Source organism: Nonomuraea bangladeshensis (assembly GCF_039529455.1).
Taxonomy (GTDB): domain Bacteria; phylum Actinomycetota; class Actinomycetes; order Streptosporangiales; family Streptosporangiaceae; genus Nonomuraea; species Nonomuraea bangladeshensis.
Genome location: NZ_BAAAMV010000001.1, coordinates 309,491 through 327,543 on the forward strand (window position 1 = coordinate 309,491; position 18,053 = coordinate 327,543).

Here is an 18,053-nt window from a genome sequence, read left to right on the forward strand (position 1 = left end):
GCGCCCAGCGTTACTCCCGGCCCGGATCGCCCTCCAGGAGCGCGCGCACCCACGCCTCGTCCGCGCCGAGGGCGGGCGGTCGGCGGCGGTAGGACGGCGGGGTCGCGGCGAGGCGGATGGGGTTCGCGACCTGGCCGACGCCGTCGAGGTCCACGGCGGGCTCCAGGCCGAGCTCCGCGGCGAGCCCGAACGCGGCCGACAGGTCGTTGATCGGCCCGCACGGCACCCCGGCGGCCGTGAGCAGCTCGAACCAGGCGTCCGCCGGACGGCCGCGCAGCGCGGCGTTGAGCTCGTCCACCAGCTCGGCGCGGGCGGTGACGCGGCCGGCGTTGCCGGCGTAGCGGGGGTCGGCGGCCAGGTCGGGGCGGTCGAGCACGCGGCAGAGCGCCTGGAACTGGCGGTCGTTCCCCGCGGCGATCACGAGCGGCCGGTCGGCGGTCTCGAACACCTCGTACGGAACGATGCTCGGATGCCGGTTGCCCATCGCCCGCGGCACCACGCCGGCGGCGGCGTACGCGGAGGCGTGGTTGGTGAGCGCCGACAGCAGCGACGACAGCAGCGAGACCTCGACGCGCTGCCCCTCCCCCGTACGCTCGCGGTGGCGCAGGGCGGCCATGACGCCGAGCGCGGCGTGCAGGCCGGTGATCACGTCCACCAGCGCCACGCCCGTCTTCGTGCCGGGGCCGTCCGGGTCGCCGGTGACGCTCATCAGACCGCCGACGGCCTGCGCGACGAGGTCGTACCCGGGCAGCCCGGCGCCGGCGCCGGAGCCGAAGCCGGTGATGGAGCAGTAGACGAGCCCGGGGTTGAGCTCGCGCAGCGCGTCGTAGCCGAGGCCGAGCCGGTCCATCGTGCCGGGGCGGAAGTTCTCCACCAGGACGTCCGCGCGGGCCGCGAGCGCCCGCGCCACCTCGGCGTCCGCCCGCAGGTCGAGCGCGATGGAGCGCTTGTTGCGGTTGACCCCCAGGAAGTACGTGGCCTCACCGTCCGGCCCGTAGGGCGGCCCCCACTCGCGGGTGTCGTCCCCGGTGCCCGGCCGCTCCACCTTGACGACCTCGGCCCCGAGGTCGGCCAGCAGCATCGTGGCGTACGGGCCGGCCAGCACCCGGCTGAAGTCGGCCACCAGCAGCCCGTCGAGGGCGCCCTCCGGAACGTCCATGGTCAACGCACCCTAACCGGAGCGCACCGCCCGGTTCGTACCGGGGCGCCCGCTAGAAGACCTGCCAGGTCTCCTCCGCCACCCGGCACGGCCCGCCCCGGTGCACCCGCAGCCGCGCGGCCGGCAGGTCGAGCGCGATCGTGGCGAGCGTCTCCCACCGCTGGTGGATCGGCTGGGTCAGGTCGGGGTGCGCGCAGACGGGGGCGTGGCCGGGGGCGTGGCTGAGCATGGCCCGGGCGCGGGCGGTCGGGTCCGCCGCGCTCAGCCCCGCGACGTGCGCGCTGAGGTGCCGCAGCCGCTCGTACGTGGTGGGCCGGTCGCTCGAGTGCCGCTCCTCCTCGGCGAGGGCCGCGTCGAGGAAGTGGTTGCAGTGCTGCAGGACGCCGTCCGGGCCGCTCGGCACGACGGCGACCCCGGCCGGGGACATCTCGATCGAGGCCGCGGCCCGCGCCGTGACGACGGTGATGACGGTCGAGGCCGAGACCGTGGCCGAACGGGCGAGGGCCGCGGCCTCCTCGACGGTGGCGGCCTCGTCCAGGATGCGGCGGGCGATCAGGTGCACCGGCACGCCGATGCCGGCGTGGTCGGAGCGGTGACGCAGGAGGTTGAAGTGGATGCCGAGCCCGGCCGTGTTCACCCCGATCTTGGCCAGCGCGCCGGCTTCGGTGAACGTACGCACCACGTGCCCGGCGAACGGCTCCAGCTCCCACAGCATGGGCGCGTCGCGCAGATGGTCGTGCCAGTCCCAGGTCTGGACGGTCCGCGGCGCGCTCCCGTCACCGGGCAGCACGACGGACGTCGAGCACTCCCCCTCGCCGCCCGCGTCCACGGCCGCCAGGATCTCCGTACGCGCGTTGACCACGGCCACCTGCCACGGCTCCAGCCCGGCGCCGGACGCGATCCCGGCGATCTCCTCAGCCAGCCGCGGTGCCCAGGCCGCACTGCTGTCCAGCGCCCGCTCCCCCCACGCCCGCACCCGCGACGCACCCGCCCCGGCGGCGGCGAACAACTCGGCGTAGCCGGCGAAGTTGGCGGCCACGGCCGCGCGCCGGGCCGCCCCGAGCTCCTTGCCGCGGGCGCGGGGGTCTTGCTCGGTGGAGACGAACGTGGGAAAGGTCATGAACGGTCCATCAGGTCGGGCGAGCCGGGGGGCGGTTCGGCAGTGAACGCCAATGCCAGTACCCCGCGCGGCGACCCGGCAACCTCTCACGCCACGGTGGCCCCTGGCGGTTGCCGAACCCGGCTCGATACAGGCTCCCTCCCACTGGAGTGACAGACGGGGCGCGTTGGCTCGGCTACCGTCCGGGTATGGGCAAGAGCGAGGATGACGAACCTCCGATCTGCCGCACCTGCCTCGGCGCGGGCGGCGAGTGGATGGAGCTCAACGGCAACAAGGACCAGGAACGCAGATGGGTACAGTGCACGACGTGCAGCGGGACCGGCCGTAGGTGACGGATCCCATCGTCTGCCCCGAGTGCGGCGGCCAACGCGGCCAGTTGCTCGGCCCGCTGTTCCTCGCGTGCCGGTTCTGCGGTGGCCGCGGCCAGGTGGGCGGAGCGAATGAGCCGGCCGAACGTGGCGCCATGCCGCCCCCGGCGCCGCCGCCGGCCTGGAAGCACAAGGTGTGGACGGACCCGTACGTCGCGGCTGCGCTGGGCTGCCGGGCCTGCCTGGGCGCGCGGACGGTGGCGCACGTGGACGAGGAGGCCGGGACGCTGGTCACGGCCCCGTGCGGGTGCGTCCAAGAGTGAGAAGCACGGACGCCGGGCGCGGCGGAGCGCGCCCGGCGGGCAGTCGTGCCGAGGGGCGGGGAGGCTCAGCTGAACGTGACGTCGCTGCAGAAGTAGTACGTCTGGTCCATGTGTGAGGCCTTCCAGATCGTGTAGACGACGTGGCGGCCGGTGCGCGAGCCCTTGCTGATCCCGTTGATCATGTACGTGTCGCTGGGGGCGTACTTGCCGGTCTCCTTGATCAGCTCCAGGTGGTTCCAGCCGAGCGGCGTGTTCAGGGCGTTGTAGCCCTGGCGGGTGATGTAGACCCGGATGTAGTCGGCGCCGTGCCTGGCCTGGTCGGTGAGGCGGATGTTGAAGGTGCTGCTCATGGCCGCCGCCGTCCAGGCGCCGGGGGTGTCCATGGAACGGTAGCGGCCGTCCTGGGTCCGGCCGGCGCTGCAGAGCTGACCGTTGGGGATGGCGGCCTGGTGGTTGCCTGCGACGTTGTCGCGGTAGAGGCCGTTCCAGTTCCACATGGCGTTGGTGTTGTCCTGCCACGCCTGCCAGCACATCGGGTCGAGCTGGGCCATGGCCGGGTTCTGGAAGTCGCTGCCCCAGCGCAGCCAGCAGCCGTAGTTGCGCGAGGCCGGGTCCACGACCGAGCCGTGCGCGGAGGCGGTCTCGGCCATCGGGACGACGACGATCATCGCCAGGGACATCAGCAGGGCCAGGGCGCGCAGCGCCCAGCGGTTCGGTGCGACTCGGGGCATAGTGCGGTCTCCGTTTTCCGGTCGGGAGGTTCCGGTGGCGAGGAGCGCTCCTGGCCGGACGTTATCTGACCGCGCCACCCGCTACCAAGTGAGCACTGTTGTCAGGTGCGGGGCGGACCGGGGATGAGCAGCGGAAAGGGCTTTCCGGCTAGGTGAAACTTTCACCGCCGCCCGGTCACCCAGCGTGATCAACTCGGCGAAAACGCATGTGAGCGCGGGCGGGGTCGCGGATACTGCGTCGCGTGACCACGATGGAACCGATCGAGCCCGACTGTCCCCGCGCTTCCTCCTACACGGTCCGGGATCTGCTCACCTCTCCCGACGACGGGAAGGCCCTCGGCTACGCGCAGGCGCGCGTCCCGGTCTACTGGCGGGTCGAGCCGGACGAGGGGCCCGCGCTCTACGTGTACGAGCTCGACGGCGACGCCTACGACCGCCCGCCGTGTACAAGGCCGGGTCCGTCGCCGAGCTGAGCCGCCCCTTCCACTTGGCTCTCGACCCCGCCGCGTTCGCCGCGTGACCTGGACCTCGGCCCTGCCGGCCCCCTCCTGCCGGAAGGACCGAGGTCAGGCGTTTCAGTGGGGTTCGGGAGACGTGCGGACGGCCAGCGACGTGTAGATGGTCACCTCGTCGGGCTGGATGAGGCCGTCCTGGATGGCGCAGACGAGCAGCTTCTCCTTGGTGGGGGCGGGCCGGCCGGCGGCGGCGTACTTCACGCGGGCCCGGTCGATGTACTGACGCACGGTCCGTTCCTTGATGCCCATCCGGGCCGCCACCGACGCCTTCGACATCGACTGGAACCAGAACAGCAGCGCCTCCCGCTCCTTGTCGGAGAGCTGCGGCCGGTGGGGGCGCTCGTCGGTGGCGATGGCCTGGGCCATCGGGGGCGTGACGGTGGGCCGGTCTGCGGCGACCTTCATGATGGTCTCCAGGCACGACTCGCGGGTGGCGCGGCCCTTGCCGATGAAGGCCGAGGCCCCCGCGTCGAGCACGGCGCGCACCGTCTCGGGCTCCTCGTGCTCGGAGAAGACGATGACCCGCTGCCCGCCCTGGCACAGCTCGGAGACCCGGTCGATGACCATCGTGCCGTTGAGGTTGAGGTCGAGCAGCAGCACGTCGGCCGTCACTCCCTGGACGGCCTCGATGGTGGGCCCCTGGGCGACCAGCGCCACCGGGCCGGGCGACGGCCCGAACCAGGAGCGCACCCCGTCCACCACCACCTGGTGGTCCTCCACCAGGGCCACCGTCACCGGCTCGGCACCGGGCTCCGTTGCCAGATGCTGTTGACCCATACCTCCCCTCCCTGCCGCTGATAGGTGACGACCACGCCGCTCGGCTCGCGCACGGGGGTGTGGCTGATCGGCAGGTCGTCGTTGTCGGCCACGACCGCCACGCTCACCATCGTGGACATGGCCGACACCGTTACGCGGGCCCGCGTCCGCGCGCCGTCGAGCGCCCGGACCGGGGCCCGCAGCAGGTCCTCGCGTACGCCGTCCGGCAGGAGGGGCAGGAATTCGCCGAACGGCGGCACCGTCACCATCACCTTGCGCCGCTCGGCCGCCTCGATGCGCTCGCGCAGCGCCGAGACCAGCTCGTCCGGCACGTCCTCGCGCTCGGTGATGAGCCGGCGCAGCCGCATCGCGCCGGCCGTGCAGTCGTCGCGCACCCGGGGGTCGCCGGGGTCGGCGCCGTCGGCGAGCTGCTGCAGCAGCTCCTCGGCGACGTCGCGGATGGCCGCGTACCTGCGCAGCCGGTCGGTGTGGATGCGCTGGGCCGACTCGCGCAGGGCGTCGTCGGCGGCGAGCCGGCGGGCCAGCACGACCGCGTCCTCGGCGCGGGCGCGCAGCAGGTGGCAGCCCCACGCGTAGCCGAGCTGCATGGTGATGCCGCCGACGATGACGACGAGGTACTTGGAGACGGCGACGCGGTCGAGGGCGCCGGTGACGGCCATGGCGGCCAGCATGATGGCGGCGTTGCCGGCGAGGAAGGCGATCAGCTCGCGGCGCCAGCCCGGCCGGCCCCACACCAGCATGACGCCGATCCAGCCGACCGAGCCCCACGCCCAGTCGTTGATGCCGAGCAGTTCGTGGGGCGGCAGCGCGGCGATCACCGCGACGTCCAGGGCGAGGGCGGCGACGGCCAGCTCGCGGATCCTGGACGGGCCGTGCGAGTCGCGGGCCAGCGAGCGCAGGGCGACGGCGAAGACGGCGGCGTAGGCGAGCCAGGCGGCGAGGTTCAGCCAGGGCAGGCGGAAGGACTGCCAGCCGGTGAGCGTGACGGTCAGGTTGTAGCCGAGGTGCCAGACGGCCGTGATGACGGCCGCGCCGAGCGCGGTGTAGCGGGCGTAGCGCTGGGCCACCTGCTCGATCTCCTCGGTCATGGCCGCCACCACAGGCTGACGCGGGTGCCCTGGGCGCTGGAGGAGATGCGGGCGCCGCCGTTGGGCAGCGAGCGCATCATGCCGAGGATGGAGCCGCGCACGCCGAACCGGTCGGGCGGCAGCCGGTCCTGGTCGAAGCCGCGCCCGCTGTCGGCGACCTCCACGACGATCTCGCCGCCGCGCCGGGTGGAGACGACCTCGGCCTCGTGGACGCCGGCGTGCAGGGCGACGTTGGCCAGGGCCTCGGTGACGGCGCGGGCGAAGCGCTCGGCGACGTCGCCGGGCACGGTCTCGGCGACGAGGCTGGTGCGTACGTCCAGCCCGTCGACGCGCCCGGCGACCTCGTCCAGGAGGGCGTCGAGCGCGATCGGCGCGGAGTCGCCGCCGGGGGTGTCGCGCAGCTTCTCCAGCGCCGCGAGGTCGGTACGGACCTGCGCGGCCAGCGTGGGCGTGGGCCGGTCGTAGGTGCCGAGCCCGACCATGCCCAGCGTGTGCAACGCGGTCTCGTGGATGCTGCCGACCTGCTTGAGCTGGTCCTCGCGGCGCAGCCGTTCGACCATGAGCGTGATCTCGGCGCGTACGCTGCGCTCCAGGAAGGCGTCGATGTCGGCGAACGAGCGGCGCAGCAGCGTCATCAGCACCACGATGGCGAGCAGTTGCACGAGGTGGACGCCGGTGGGCGCGACGACGTCCTGGGTGGCGGAGGCGAGGCGCACGCCGGCCGCGAACGCCCCGGCGACGGCGAGGCCGACCGGCACGGCGAGCGCGGGCCGCCAGGAGACGGCGGCGAGGATGATCGTCATCGTGACCAGCCCCGACACCCAGCTCGCCCCGCTGTCCAGGGCCTCCTCGGCGACCACGAAACGCTGGGCGAGGCAGAGCGCGAGCGTGACGGCCACATCAGCGGCCACCAGCCGGCGCGGCACCAGCTCCGTACGCCACCACACCCGCGTGAAGCCCGCCGTCAGGGCGAGGTGGACCGCCAGCAGCGGCACCAGCCAGGAGAGTGAGACCGGCGGGACGGCGCCGAAGGAGGCCGCGAGCACCGCCACCGCGCCCACCGCGCTGCGCGCGCCCGCGGCCGTTCTGGCGGTGGCCTTCTCCAACTGCCGGGTCGCGGAGTCGTACCTCGTGGAGCGGGGGTGAGACATGGGCCGTCCGCACACGATGGGAGCACAAGACGGGTCTCACGATAACGCAGTTCAAGATGGGCAAAAAGGATACGTAACGGGTTCTTCCGGAGAACCGGTAAGGCAGATCCCCGGCCGTCGCGGTGTTCGGGGTCATGGGTCGCATAACTGTTCGTCCTCGGGCCGGCGCGATGCGGGGTGCACCGCCCCTCCACACCCTGCTCCGGGCCGCTTTTCCCGGCATGACGGTCGAACAGCCGTCATGCCGACATGTGCCGTTATAGGCCCTCATATCGCTACGACGGCTGATCGGCCGTCAGTCGTCCGGTGTGGCAGGAGCGTCTACTTGCGGGTGCCGCGACGGGCGCGGCGGGAGGGGACCTCATGACGTTCTTCGTGATCTCGATACTGATCGGATGCCTGTCGGTGATGAACGTGCAGGGCAGGCGCGGGAAGTGGCCGCCGGGCATGCCGGTGACCAGGCCGCGGCTGGTGGCGGTGGGGGGCACGTTCGAGGGTTCGCGCGGGCGGCCGTCGGACGCGTACGTCATCCAGGAGCGGCTGGTCGCGACGGCCGACGGCGGGACCGGGCCGGAGGCGGGCCACGTGGCCGCCGCCCTGGCGCTGGCGGCCGTGATCGCGGGGCGTCCGCAGCACGGGGGCCCGCGCGAGCAGGACCTGGACGACTACGTCCAGGCCGCGCATCGCGCGGTGCGCGACGCCGCGTCACGCGACCCGGCCATGGCGGATCTGGCCAGCAGCCTGGACCTGATCGTGCTGGACGGCGGGGAGAGCCCGCGCCTGCGCTTCGCCCACGTCGGCAACGGCGCGATCTGGCACTGTCCGCGCGGCGGGACGCCCGCGCCGCTCACCACGTCGCACTCCTTCGACGACGGGCCGCCGCTGCGCGCCCTCGGCCGGCCCGCTGGAATCAACGCCGGGATCGACGCCGAGGTCGGCGCCGTCGCGGTGCGGCCGGGCGACCGGGTGGTGATGATGTCGGACGGCGTCGTGCAGGCGCTCGGCGTCAAGCGGGTGACCGAGCTGCTGACCGGCAGCGCCTCGCCCGTCGCGTGCCTGGACCGGCTCTACGACGAGCTCGCCGCGGTCGAGCCGAAGGAGGACGCGACGGTGGTCATCGCCGACTTCGTGACGGTATGAGGGCGTCCGCCGGGAGTAGCCGCGCCGGACGAGCCGTTTGATCTAGGATTTTCCGGCATGAGCGCACCACCGGGCATCAATCCCAACATCCCGCACTCGGCCCGCGTCTACGACTACTGGCTGGGCGGCAAGGACAACTTCGAGGCCGACCGCCGGGTCGCGGAGGCCACGATGGCGGCGGTGCCGGGCATCCGTGAGAGCGCCAGGAACAACCGGGCCTTCCTCGGCCGCGCGGTGCGCCACCTGACGCGGCTGGGCGTGCGGCAGTTCCTCGACCTGGGGACGGGCATCCCGAGCCAGGGCAACACCCACGAGGTCGCCCAGGCGGAGGCGCCGGAGTCGCGGGTGGTCTACGTCGACAACGACCCGATCGTGATGACCCACGCCAGAGCACTGCTGACCAGCACCGAGGAGGGGCGGACCGCCTATCTGGAGGCGGACGTGCGCGATCCCGCCGCCATCCTGGAGCATCCCGAGGTGCGCGAGATCATCGACTTCTCGCAGCCGGTCGCGCTCATGATGGTCGCCATCCTCATGCACATCTCCGACGCCGACGACCCGGCCGGGCTGGTCAAGGCGTACGCCGACGCCCTCCCCACGGGCGGCTACCTCGTGCTCAGCCACCTCACGCTCGATCTCGTGCCGCCGCGGACGGCCGAGGACTACCTGGCCGCCACCGCGCACCAGGCCATGCACCGCACCCCGCGCACCGGCGAGCAGATCGCCCGCTACTTCGACGGGTTCGACCTGGTGGAGCCGGGCCTCGTCGCGGTCTCCGAGTGGCACGACACCCCGCTCTTCCCCGACGAGCCCGCCTGGATGTACGGCGGCGTCGGCCGTAAGCGGTGATCCTTCCCCGATTGGGCTAAAGGGACCCGATACGAGGGACTTTGGTCCCTGCCGCCGGCCCGGCCGGGCGCGGGATGGTGATCCCATGTCCGCTGTTACCGCTGTGCCGGGGGTGCCCCGGTGACCGATCCCGGCGCGGGCGGCCGCCGCGCGCGGGCCGCCACTCTGGAGCCGCCGTTCGCGTCCGCCGCCGACGTGTGCGCGGTCGTGGGCGCCGCCGCCGCCGCGCCGTCCGTGCACAACACCCAGCCGTGGCGCTTCCACCGCGCCGACGACGCCACCATGGAGCTGTACGCCGACCTCGACCGGCTGCTGACCGTCACCGACCCGATGGGGCGCGGGCTCGGCCTGAGCTGCGGGGCCGCGCTGTACAACCTCCGGCTCGCGGTGCGGGTGACCGGGCACGACGCCCGTGTCAGGATCCTGCCCGACCCGGCCCACCGGCCCGACCTGCTGGCCACCGTGCACGCCGTGCCCGGCGAGCCGCCCACGGCGGACGAGCAGCTGCTGCACGACATGATCCCGCACCGGCGCACCAACCGTTTCCCCTTCGACGACCGGCCGGTGCCGCGGGAGGTCGTCGTCGCCCTGGTGCACGCCGCGCACGCCGAGTCCGCGACGCTGGTGCCGGTCTCGGGGCGCACCGCGCGGCGGGTGCTGGAGCTGATCGCCATGGCGGACGACACGCTGGCGGACGATCCGGCGTACCGGGACGAGCTGGCCCGCTGGACCGGGCCGGACGCGCGGGCCGACGGGGTGCCCGAGCACGCCGCGGGCCCCCGGCCGCGCGACGGCCGGCTGCCGATGCGCGACTTCGGCCGGCACGCCGGGACCGCGGAGTTCGAGCCGGAGCCGCAGCTCGCGGCCCTGTTCACACGCGGCGACGGGCCACGCGACTGGCTGCGCGCCGGGCAGGCGCTCCAGCGGGTGCTGCTCACGGCGACCGCGCGCGGGGTGGCGGCGTCGCTGTTCAGCCAGCCGCTCGACCTGCGCCCGCCGCAGCACCGCGGCGACCGGACCGGCGGCCCGTTCGGGCACGTGCAGATGCTGATCAGGCTGGGCTACGGCCCGCCGGTCCCACGCGTGCCCCGGCGTCCCGTGGCGGAGGTCCTGGACTGCCGGGAGGCACGCGGTGCCTGACCCGCGGCTGTTTCCCGGGCTGCCTGCGCTGATCCAGGGCGGAATGGGGGTCGGTGTGTCCGGATGGCGGCTGGCCCGCGCCGTGGCCGCGACCGGGCAGCTCGGCGTGGTGTCCGGCACCGCGCTGGACGTCACCCTCGCCCGCCGGCTGCAACGCGGCGACCCCGGCGGCCACCTGCGCCGCGCCCTCGCCTGCTTCCCGGTGCCCGAGGTCGCCGAGCGGGTGCTCGCCCGCTACTTCGTGCCGGGCGGCACGGGCGAAGGGGTGCCGTACCGGCCGGTGCCGCGGCTCGGCCTGCGTGGCAACAGGGCGCGGGACGAGCTCGCCGTGGTGGCCAACTTCGCCGAGGTGTTCCTGGCCAAGGAGGGCCACGACGGGCCCGTGGGCGTGAACTACCTGGAGAAGATCCAGCTCGCCACCCCCGCCGCCGCCTACGGCGCGCTGCTGGCCGGGGTGGACTACGTGCTGGTGGGCGCGGGCATCCCGGCCGAGATCCCGCGCCTGCTCGACGACCTGGCCGAGCACCGCCCGGCGCGGATCTCCGTCGCCGTGGCCGGCGAGGGCGGCGGGCACACCGTCGGGCTCGACCCGGTCGCGCTGCTCGGCCGCCGCCTGACGCCGCTCGCCCGGCCCCGGCTGCTGGCGATCGTGTCGTCGCACGTGCTGGCCGCGTACCTGGCCCGCTCCCCCGCGACCCGGCCGGACGGGTTCGTCATCGAGACGCCGGTGGCCGGCGGCCACAGCGCGCCGCCGCGCGGCCGGATGACGCTCGACGAGGCCGGCGAGCCCGTGTACGGCCCGCGCGACGCGCCCGACCTGGCCAAGGTGGCCGCACTGGGCCTGCCGTTCTGGCTGGCCGGCGGGTACGGCACGCCCGGCGGCCTGGAGCGGGCCTGGGCAGCGGGCGCGGCCGGCGTCCAGGTGGGCTCGGCGTTCGCGCTGTGCCGGGAGTCGGGCCTCGACCCGCGGCTGCGGCGCAGGCTGCGCGAGCGGGCCGCGGCCGGCACGCTCCAGGTGCGCAACGACCCGCTGGCCTCGCCCACCGGCTTCCCATTCAAGGTGGCCGAGGTGCCGGGCACGCTGTCGGACCCCGAGGTGTACGACTCCCGTCCCCGGCTGTGCGACCTCGGATATCTGCGCACGCCGTACGAGCGGGCGGACGGCTCGCTCGGCTACCGCTGCCCCGCCGAGCCGGTGGACGTCTACGTCCGCAAGGGCCGGCCCGCCGAGGAGGCGGAGGGGCGGCGCTGCCTGTGCAACGGCCTGCTGGCCGCCATCGGGCTCGGCCAGCACCGCGCGGACGGCTACGCCGAGCCCGCGCTGCTCACCCTCGGCCAGGACGCGGGGTTCCTCGACGGCCTGCCCGAGGAGCACTCGGCCGCCGACGTGGTGGCCCACATCCTGCTCCAGGCCCACGTGCAGGCGCGCCCGGCGGGGCCGCTCACGTCCCGGATCCGGCCGCGTGCTCCGTGGCGATCGGCGTGATGCGGTCCCACGTGGACAGCGGCAGCATGATCACGGAGGCGGGGAACAGCCCGTGCTCCTCGTGGTCGATGTGCTGCACCAGCAGGTCCAGCGCGGCCGACACGGCGGCCCAGTCGGGCGCGGTCCGGTCCACGGCGGCGAGCACGCCGTGGATGGCCCCGTGCTCGGCGCACAGGCGCTCCACCTCGGCGGCCAGCGTGCCCTCGGCGCGCAGCTCGGCGAACAGGCCGTCCTCCTCGGTGGCGGTGTGCGGGAGCAGCCGGGCGAGCAGTTCGTCCAGGAGGGCGACGGCCTCGGCCTGCCGTCCGGCGCGGACGGCCCTCCGCAGCTCGCCGGCGCATTCCTGGATGTCCCAGTGCTCCTGGGACAGACGGCCGATGAGCGGGAACTCCCGGCAGCCGCAGTAGTTGCACATGTCCTGTCCTTCCTGCGACGACGACGTCACCTCTCCGTGCTTCGAGCCTGCCGGACCGGCGACCGGCCCGGACAGGGCCGAAGGTCCCCTGCCCGAGGCCGTACGTCCTAAGTCCCGACCGCCTGCAAGCCCGCTCAGCAGGGCGAACGCCCTGGACCAAAGCTCCGCGCCGGGGGACTTCCGGCCCTGGGGACGGGGCGGCCCGGCGCGGTCCCATGGCATGGGAGGAAGGAGCGGATCATGATGCGGATCAGCGTGCGGGACGTGATGACCACCCGGGTGGCCGCGGCCGAGGCGGGGACGCCGTTCAAGGACCTCGCCGCGCTGCTGGTGGGCCGCGGGGTGAGCGCCCTGCCGGTGCTGGACGGGCAGCGGCGGGTGATCGGCGTCGTCTCCGAGGCGGACCTGCTGCGCAAGGAGGAGTTCCGGGAGCTGTACCGGGGAGAGGGCTACCGGCCGCGGCTGCGGGCCCGGCTGCGCCGGCTGCTGGCCGGGCGCAGCGAGGACGGGCGGCGCAAGGCGGCGGGCGCGACGGCGGCCGAGCTGATGTCGTCGCCGCCGGTCACGGTCGCGCCGGAGACCTCCACGGTGACGGCCGCGCAGCTCATGGACGCGCGCGGGGTCAGGCGGCTGGTGGTGGTGGACGAGGAGGGGCGGCTGCTGGGCGTCGTGGGCCGGCGGGACCTGCTGAAGGCGTACACGCGGGACGACGCCGAGCTCAAGCGCTGGGTCGAGGACGCCATCCCCGAGCGGTGGACCGACCGGCGCGGCATCACGGTCGAGGTGCGGGACGGCATCGTGACGCTGTCCGGCCGCACCGCGACCCGCACCGAGGCGACGGCCGCCGTGCACCTCGCCAAGGGGCTCGGCGGGGTCGTGGACGTCCGTCCGGCCCTCGCCTGGCGGCGGGAGGGACGCGGGAGCCCGTCCGCCCCTTCATCCGTTTAAGGTTCAAGCTGTGATCGCATGCGGGAACGGGACGGCGGAGTGAGCACGACGGTCGGAGCCGGGCGTAAGACGCGGACGGAGCGGGCGGAACGGCCGAAGCGGCGGCGGCGCAGACGGTGGATGTCCTGGACTTTCGTCACGCTGCTCGCCTTCTGGGCCCTGATCAGGGCCGGCGGACTGGAGATGGGGTCGTTCCTGACCCAGTTGATGACGGTGACGCCCTACGGCGCGGCGCTCGCGGCGCTGACCGCGCTGCTGCTGGCCCGCCGCAACCGCCCCGCGGCGCTGGTCGCGGCCACGGCCTGCGTGGTGCTGGCCGCCTGCGTCGCGCCGCGGCTGACCGCCGAGGAGCAGCCGGCCGCGTCAGGGCCGGTGCTGCGGGTGCTGACGGTCAACCTGTTCGGCAGGGCCGACGCCGCGGCCGTGGTCGACCTGGTGCGCCGCGAGGCCGTGGACGTCTTCACGGCGCTGGAGCTGACCCCGGAGCAGGCCGAGCGGCTGGACGCGGCCGGGCTGTCGCAGCTGCTGCCGTACCGGGTGCTGCAGGAGGCGCCGGGCCCGATCGGCAGCGGCATCTACGCGCGGCGGCCGCTGAAGGAGCTGCCCGACCTGTTCAGGCCGATCGGCCACAACATGCCGGCCGCCGCGCTGACCCTGCCGGGCGGGGCCGCGGTCGAGATCGTCGCCGTGCACCCCGACCCGCCGCTCGGGCGCAAGGAGCCGGGGTGGAACGCCGCCCTGGACGCGCTGCCGCCGCCCGCCACGACGGGCGCCATGCGGGTGCTGGCGGGCGACTTCAACGCGAGCATCGACCATCAGGCCTTCCGTGAGCTGCTGGAACGCGGCTACGTCGACGCCGCCGCGCAGGTGGGCAAGGGCCTGGTGCCGACCTGGCCGAACAACCGGCCGGTGCCGCCGATCATCGCCATCGACCACGTGCTCGCCGACGAGCGGATAGCGGTGCGCCGGGTCGAGGTCGTGGACGTGCCCGGCACCGACCACCGCGGCGTGCTCGCCGAGCTCCGGCTGCCGTGATGTCACCTTCCGGCTAGTTCGAAAATCCGTTCGAGGATGGCATCGTCCCTCGGGGGCTCAACCGACCGAGGGGACACATCCATGCACTTACGAACCATCCGCCCTGCCGCCGCGCTGCTGGTCACGCTGCTCACGCTCGCCCTCACCGCCGTCCCGGCGCGGGCGGGCGGGCCGACCCTGGTGGTGCGGTGGAACCAGGCGCTGCTGTCGGCCGTGCGCGGCGGCACGCTCGGGCCGCCCATGGTGTCGCGGGCGCTGGCCATCGCCCACACCTGCGCGTACGACGCGTGGGCGGCCTACGACGCGGTGGCCGTCGGCACCCGGCTCGGCGGCACGCTGCGCCGGCCGCCCGCCGAACGCACCGAGGCGAACAAGGCCGAGGCCATCAGCTACGCCGTCCACCTGGCGGCCACCGACCTCTATCCGGGGCAGCGCGCGACGTTCGACGCCCTGATGGCCGAGCTCGGCCACGACCCGGCCGCCCCGGACAGCCAGGCGGCGCAGACGGGCCTGGCCGCCTGCCAGGCAGTGCTCGACCACCGCCACGCCGACGGCTCCAACCAGCTCGGCGGGTACGCCGACACCACCGGCTACGCGCCGGTCAACGCCCCCGTGGTCGTCGCCGAGCCGCTCACCACGCTCGCGCAGCCGGGCCGGTGGGCGCCGCTCACCTACCGCAACGCGGCGGGCGCGCTGGTCACGCCGCCGTTCCTGGTGCCGCACTGGGGGCAGGTGGCCTCCTTCAGCGGGTCGGCGCGGGCGCTGGCCGACGCCGTTCCCGCGCCGGCGCCGTACGGGTCGGCCGGCTGGCGGGCGCAGGCCGCCGAGATCGTGGCGACGACGGCCGCCCTCGACGACCGGAGCAAGTCGATCGCCGACTACTGGTCCGACGGGCCCGCCAGCGAGACGCCGCCCGGTCACTGGTGCCTGTTCGCGCAGCAGGTCTCGGCGCGCGACCGGCACGGGCTCGACCAGGACGTGAAGCTGTTCTTCGCGCTGGCCAACGCCGGCATGGACGCCGGGATCGCCGCGTGGGAGGTCAAGCGCGACCACGACAGCGGGCGGCCGATCACCGCGATCCGCGACCAGTACCGCGGGCAGCGGATCCCGACCTGGGGCGGGCGGACCGTGGACGGGGCGCTGTGGGTGCCCTACCAGCCGGCGACGTTCCCGACGCCGCCGTTCGGCGAGTACGTCTCGGGCCACAGCACGTTCAGCGCGGCGGCGGCCGAGGTGCTGCGGCGCTTCACCGGCAGCGACGTCTTCGGCGGTCAGGCCGTCGTCGCGGCCGGATCGTCGAAGGTGGAGCCCGGGGTGACGCCGGCGCAGGACGTGACGCTGCGGTGGCGCACCTACAGCGAGGCCGCCGAGCAGGCGGGGCTCTCGCGCCGCTACGGCGGCATCCACTTCAGGGCGGGCGACCAGGAGGGCCGGGCGCTCGGCCGCGCGGTCGGCGACGCGGCGTGGAAGCGCGCGGCCGCGTACTGGACGGGCCGAGGCTGACCGGCCACATGGACGGCGCCCGCCCCCCGCGGTGGGGGCGGGCGCCTTGGGAAGACCGGGAGAGTGGCTCGTCAGGCCACGTTCTCCGCGGCCAGGCGCTCCAGCGTCCCGAGATCGAACGCGCCCGACTTGACCGCCGTGGTGAACGCCTCCCAGTCCCGCCTGGGCACCTCGAACACCAGCTCGGGGTGGTCGGCGTGGACGAGCTCCACGTGGTCGTTGATCCGCTTGGCCGCGACGCGGCCGGCGTCCTGAGTCATGCCGCATTCCTTCCTTCGTGAGCACTGCGGAGGAATCCGCCCCGGCCGCCCGTTCGCAGGCCGGCCGGGGCGGTGGCAGCAGCGTCGCATCCCCGTCCGGGATTCGGCCACCGCCGCCTCGCGCACTCAGGGTGACAAATTCACCACTTGGAGTTCGTTGTCTTCTTCTCCGGAGCAAGAAAGATGTCATCGCCGGGGCATGATCCCTGTCATCCCCAATCGGTGACATCGCCGACTTATCCGCACGACCCTCCCCCGCGCATGCTGAGGCCATGACTTCTCGCCGATTCCCCACGAGCGCCCCGCGCGCGGCCCTGGCCGCCGCGATGGGCGCGCTGCTCGCGGCAGGCACCCTGGCCGGACCGGCGCACGCGGCCGGCGGGCCGGACCGGCAGGCGCTCGACCGGACGCTGGACGCGGTCCACGCCGCCGGCATGTACGGCATCTACTCGGAGGTCCGCGACGGCGGCCGGACGTGGAAGGGCGCGTCCGGCGTGGCCGACGTCGCCACCGGCCGCCCCGTCCGGCCCGACATGGTGCACCGGATCGGCAGCATCACCAAGACGTTCGTGTCGGTCGCGATCCTGCAGCAGGTCGCGCGGGGCACGATCGAGCTGGACGCGCCGGTGGGCCGCTACCTGCCCGACCTCGTCCCCGGCGAGCGCGGCCGGCGGATCACGGTGCGGATGCTGCTGAACCACACCAGCCACATCGCCGACTACATCCTCCCGGCGTTCCCCTCGCTGCAGGAGGGCTCGGTCAAGAGCCTGGACGACAACCGCTTCCGCCGCGTCGCGCCCAGGGAACTGGTCAGGATGGGCCTGGCCGCCACGCCGACCGGTGAGCCGGGGGCGCTTCCCGGGTCGTACTCGAACACCAACTACGTGCTCGCCGGCCTGCTGCTGGAGAAGGTGACCGGCGGCGACGCCGCCGACCACATCACCCGGCACGTGATCAGGAAGGCGGGCCTGCGGCACACGTCGTTCCCGCGCTCGCCGCACATCCCGGGGCCGCACTCCGGCGCGTACGAGTCGTGGTACGGCTTCTTCGACCCGCCCCGCGACTTCAGCGTCTACGACATGTCGTGGGCGGGCACGGCCGGGGCGATCACCTCCACCATGGACGACCTCAACACGTTCTACCGGGCGCTGCTGCGCGGCGAACTGTTGCCTCCCGCGCAGCTCGCCGAGATGCGCACGACGGTGCCGGTGCTGGCGGCCGGCTACACCATGGACTACGGCCTCGGCATCTACGCGGCCGACCTGCCCTGCGGCCGGTTCTGGGGGCACGACGGCGGCGTGTTCGGCATGGCCACGCAGTCGCTGGCCAGCGAGGACGGCGAACGGCTGATCTCGTACGGCGTCAACCGCACGAAGTACCAGCAGATCGACGAAGGCGGCATCGTGCTGCACGAGATCGACATCGCCCAGGCCAGGCACCTGCTGGTGGCGCTCTGCGGGTCGGACTTCGCCGGCGACGCCCCCACCGCGAGGACGGCCTCCGAGGCGTCGTTCCTGCCGTTCCGCGCCGACCGGGGGATGCCGGTCCGGCCGTGACGCCGGGCCGCGGGTGTGTCGTGGGTCACCTCCGTCGTGTGGATTCCTGCACAGAAGATCTCCCGCTATCTCCGTAATGTCCGTGCTGCCGGACAGCACCCGGCAGCACCGACACGGGGAGGAACCCACAATGCGCAAGACCCTCGCCATGGCGACCATCGCCGGCTCGATGGCCCTGACCGGCCTCGCCGTCGCCCCCGCCGCCCAGGCGACCACCTCGACGACCGCGAGCGCCCACGTCACCACCTGGGGCAAGTTCTTCTCGAGCGACCACAAGGCCTACACCATCGGCAAGACCTGGAAGCAGCACGGCAAGGTCTACACGAAGTGGTACGGGGTGGACAAGCGCGGCGGCAAGAAGGGCTGGGTCTGGTTCGAGTACTACAAGAACGGCTCCTGGCACCGCTTCAACCACGCCTTCGACGGCAAGGTGGCCGGCGCCTGGAACGGCCGGGGGATCAAGAAGATCTACACGTTCACCTGCTGGGCCGGCAAGTTCGACAACTGCGGCAAGAAGTACCGCATCTACTGATGGATCGATCAGAGGCC

19 protein-coding genes are annotated in these 18,053 nt (G+C 73.8%); 11 read left to right on the plus strand and 8 right to left on the minus strand.

The window, feature by feature from the left end; all coding sequences use genetic code 11:
- Positions 1 to 10 precede the first annotated feature (10 nt).
- Complete coding sequence (locus ABD292_RS01300; RefSeq protein ID WP_344204567.1) at positions 11 to 1,159, minus strand: CaiB/BaiF CoA transferase family protein; 1,149 nt, start codon at positions 1,157 to 1,159, stop codon at positions 11 to 13.
- A 52-nt stretch (positions 1,160 to 1,211) separates the two neighbouring features.
- Positions 1,212 to 2,279: a C45 family autoproteolytic acyltransferase/hydrolase gene (locus ABD292_RS01305; RefSeq protein ID WP_344204569.1), complete on the minus strand. Its 1,068-nt coding sequence runs from the start codon at positions 2,277 to 2,279 to the stop codon at positions 1,212 to 1,214.
- A 328-nt stretch (positions 2,280 to 2,607) separates the two neighbouring features.
- On the opposite strand from ABD292_RS01305, the gene ABD292_RS01310 reads away from it, so the two are divergent.
- A complete protein-coding gene (locus ABD292_RS01310; protein WP_344204571.1) occupies positions 2,608 to 2,910 on the plus strand; it encodes a hypothetical protein in 303 nt (100 codons plus the stop codon).
- A 65-nt stretch (positions 2,911 to 2,975) separates the two neighbouring features.
- On the opposite strand, the gene ABD292_RS01315 is transcribed toward ABD292_RS01310, so the two are convergent.
- Positions 2,976 to 3,641 carry a lytic polysaccharide monooxygenase auxiliary activity family 9 protein gene (locus ABD292_RS01315; RefSeq protein WP_344204573.1) on the minus strand — a complete coding sequence of 222 codons (666 nt, stop codon included), beginning with the start codon at positions 3,639 to 3,641 and terminating at the stop codon, positions 2,976 to 2,978.
- 242 nt (positions 3,642 to 3,883) lie between these two features.
- Here ABD292_RS01315 and ABD292_RS01320 point away from each other — a divergent pair, with 242 nt between their 5' ends.
- The gene (locus ABD292_RS01320) at positions 3,884 to 4,114 is read left to right on the plus strand and encodes a PDDEXK family nuclease (protein WP_344204575.1); all 231 of its coding nucleotides are present in this window, start codon (positions 3,884 to 3,886) and stop codon (positions 4,112 to 4,114) included.
- A gap of 102 nt (positions 4,115 to 4,216) precedes the next feature.
- Here ABD292_RS01320 and ABD292_RS01325 read toward each other — a convergent pair whose 3' ends face one another.
- Genes ABD292_RS01325 through ABD292_RS01335 form a run of 3 tightly spaced genes read right to left on the minus strand, consistent with a single transcriptional unit; the run spans position 4,217 to position 7,172 of the window.
- Complete coding sequence (locus tag ABD292_RS01325) at positions 4,217 to 4,933, minus strand: response regulator (protein WP_344204577.1); 717 nt, start codon at positions 4,931 to 4,933, stop codon at positions 4,217 to 4,219.
- Complete coding sequence (locus ABD292_RS01330) at positions 4,888 to 6,021, minus strand: hypothetical protein (protein WP_344204579.1); 1,134 nt, start codon at positions 6,019 to 6,021, stop codon at positions 4,888 to 4,890. Before ABD292_RS01330 ends, ABD292_RS01325 begins: the two co-directional genes overlap by 46 nt.
- On the minus strand, positions 6,018 to 7,172 hold the full coding sequence (locus ABD292_RS01335) for a sensor histidine kinase (RefSeq protein ID WP_344204580.1): 1,155 nt from the start codon (positions 7,170 to 7,172) through the stop codon (positions 6,018 to 6,020). The genes ABD292_RS01330 and ABD292_RS01335 overlap by 4 nt, the downstream gene beginning before the upstream one ends.
- A 363-nt stretch (positions 7,173 to 7,535) precedes the next feature.
- Here ABD292_RS01335 and ABD292_RS01340 point away from each other — a divergent pair, with 363 nt between their 5' ends.
- From ABD292_RS01340 to ABD292_RS01355, 4 genes are all read left to right on the plus strand, one after another.
- A complete protein-coding gene (locus ABD292_RS01340; RefSeq protein WP_344204582.1) occupies positions 7,536 to 8,312 on the plus strand; it encodes a PP2C family protein-serine/threonine phosphatase in 777 nt (258 codons plus the stop codon).
- 57 nt (positions 8,313 to 8,369) lie between these two features.
- The gene (locus tag ABD292_RS01345; protein WP_344204584.1) at positions 8,370 to 9,161 is read left to right on the plus strand and encodes an SAM-dependent methyltransferase; all 792 of its coding nucleotides are present in this window, start codon (positions 8,370 to 8,372) and stop codon (positions 9,159 to 9,161) included.
- Between the two features lie 120 nt (positions 9,162 to 9,281).
- Positions 9,282 to 10,301, plus strand: coding sequence for an Acg family FMN-binding oxidoreductase (locus ABD292_RS01350; RefSeq protein ID WP_344204586.1), 1,020 nt, complete (start codon positions 9,282 to 9,284; stop codon positions 10,299 to 10,301).
- 55 nt (positions 10,302 to 10,356) lie between these two features.
- A complete protein-coding gene (locus ABD292_RS01355) occupies positions 10,357 to 11,787 on the plus strand; it encodes a nitronate monooxygenase (RefSeq protein ID WP_344204588.1) in 1,431 nt (476 codons plus the stop codon).
- Here ABD292_RS01355 and ABD292_RS01360 read toward each other — a convergent pair.
- Positions 11,744 to 12,202 carry a hemerythrin domain-containing protein gene (locus tag ABD292_RS01360; protein WP_344204590.1) on the minus strand — a complete coding sequence of 153 codons (459 nt, stop codon included), beginning with the start codon at positions 12,200 to 12,202 and terminating at the stop codon, positions 11,744 to 11,746. The genes ABD292_RS01355 and ABD292_RS01360 overlap by 44 nt on opposite strands.
- A gap of 240 nt (positions 12,203 to 12,442) precedes the next feature.
- On the opposite strand from ABD292_RS01360, the gene ABD292_RS01365 reads away from it, so the two are divergent.
- The 3 genes from ABD292_RS01365 to ABD292_RS01375 all read left to right on the plus strand — a co-directional run bounded on the left by ABD292_RS01365 (position 12,443) and on the right by ABD292_RS01375 (position 15,688).
- Positions 12,443 to 13,150: a CBS domain-containing protein gene (locus ABD292_RS01365; protein ID WP_344204592.1), complete on the plus strand. Its 708-nt coding sequence runs from the start codon at positions 12,443 to 12,445 to the stop codon at positions 13,148 to 13,150.
- Between the two features lie 120 nt (positions 13,151 to 13,270).
- Positions 13,271 to 14,185, plus strand: coding sequence for an endonuclease/exonuclease/phosphatase family protein (locus tag ABD292_RS01370; RefSeq protein ID WP_344204594.1), 915 nt, complete (start codon positions 13,271 to 13,273; stop codon positions 14,183 to 14,185).
- An 81-nt stretch (positions 14,186 to 14,266) separates the two neighbouring features.
- Positions 14,267 to 15,688: a vanadium-dependent haloperoxidase gene (locus tag ABD292_RS01375; RefSeq protein WP_344204596.1), complete on the plus strand. Its 1,422-nt coding sequence runs from the start codon at positions 14,267 to 14,269 to the stop codon at positions 15,686 to 15,688.
- A 71-nt stretch (positions 15,689 to 15,759) separates the two neighbouring features.
- Here ABD292_RS01375 and ABD292_RS01380 read toward each other — a convergent pair whose 3' ends face one another.
- Complete coding sequence (locus ABD292_RS01380) at positions 15,760 to 15,948, minus strand: hypothetical protein (protein ID WP_344204598.1); 189 nt, start codon at positions 15,946 to 15,948, stop codon at positions 15,760 to 15,762.
- 272 nt (positions 15,949 to 16,220) lie between these two features.
- On the opposite strand from ABD292_RS01380, the gene ABD292_RS01385 reads away from it, so the two are divergent.
- Both ABD292_RS01385 and ABD292_RS01390 read left to right on the plus strand, forming a co-directional pair.
- The gene (locus ABD292_RS01385) at positions 16,221 to 17,504 is read left to right on the plus strand and encodes a serine hydrolase domain-containing protein (RefSeq protein ID WP_344204600.1); all 1,284 of its coding nucleotides are present in this window, start codon (positions 16,221 to 16,223) and stop codon (positions 17,502 to 17,504) included.
- Between the two features lie 130 nt (positions 17,505 to 17,634).
- Positions 17,635 to 18,036, plus strand: coding sequence for a hypothetical protein (locus ABD292_RS01390; protein ID WP_344204601.1), 402 nt, complete (start codon positions 17,635 to 17,637; stop codon positions 18,034 to 18,036).
- Positions 18,037 to 18,053: the final 17 nt, after the last annotated feature.

Coding starts and splice junctions, on each gene's coding strand:
- ABD292_RS01315 (WP_344204573.1), bottom strand. CDS start 3,641: ATGCCCCGAGTCGCACCGAACCGCTGGGCGCTGCGCGCCCTGGCCCTG.
- ABD292_RS01325 (WP_344204577.1), bottom strand. CDS start 4,933: ATGGGTCAACAGCATCTGGCAACGGAGCCCGGTGCCGAGCCGGTGACG.
- ABD292_RS01305 (WP_344204569.1), bottom strand. CDS start 2,279: ATGACCTTTCCCACGTTCGTCTCCACCGAGCAAGACCCCCGCGCCCGC.
- ABD292_RS01380 (WP_344204598.1), bottom strand. CDS start 15,948: ATGACTCAGGACGCCGGCCGCGTCGCGGCCAAGCGGATCAACGACCAC.
- ABD292_RS01300 (WP_344204567.1), bottom strand. CDS start 1,159: ATGGACGTTCCGGAGGGCGCCCTCGACGGGCTGCTGGTGGCCGACTTC.
- ABD292_RS01375 (WP_344204596.1), top strand. CDS start 14,267: ATGCACTTACGAACCATCCGCCCTGCCGCCGCGCTGCTGGTCACGCTG.
- ABD292_RS01370 (WP_344204594.1), top strand. CDS start 13,271: ATGTCCTGGACTTTCGTCACGCTGCTCGCCTTCTGGGCCCTGATCAGG.
- ABD292_RS01345 (WP_344204584.1), top strand. CDS start 8,370: ATGAGCGCACCACCGGGCATCAATCCCAACATCCCGCACTCGGCCCGC.
- ABD292_RS01360 (WP_344204590.1), bottom strand. CDS start 12,202: ATGTGCAACTACTGCGGCTGCCGGGAGTTCCCGCTCATCGGCCGTCTG.
- ABD292_RS01335 (WP_344204580.1), bottom strand. CDS start 7,172: ATGTCTCACCCCCGCTCCACGAGGTACGACTCCGCGACCCGGCAGTTG.
- ABD292_RS01365 (WP_344204592.1), top strand. CDS start 12,443: ATGATGCGGATCAGCGTGCGGGACGTGATGACCACCCGGGTGGCCGCG.
- ABD292_RS01385 (WP_344204600.1), top strand. CDS start 16,221: ATGACTTCTCGCCGATTCCCCACGAGCGCCCCGCGCGCGGCCCTGGCC.
- ABD292_RS01330 (WP_344204579.1), bottom strand. CDS start 6,021: ATGACCGAGGAGATCGAGCAGGTGGCCCAGCGCTACGCCCGCTACACC.
- ABD292_RS01340 (WP_344204582.1), top strand. CDS start 7,536: ATGACGTTCTTCGTGATCTCGATACTGATCGGATGCCTGTCGGTGATG.
- ABD292_RS01390 (WP_344204601.1), top strand. CDS start 17,635: ATGCGCAAGACCCTCGCCATGGCGACCATCGCCGGCTCGATGGCCCTG.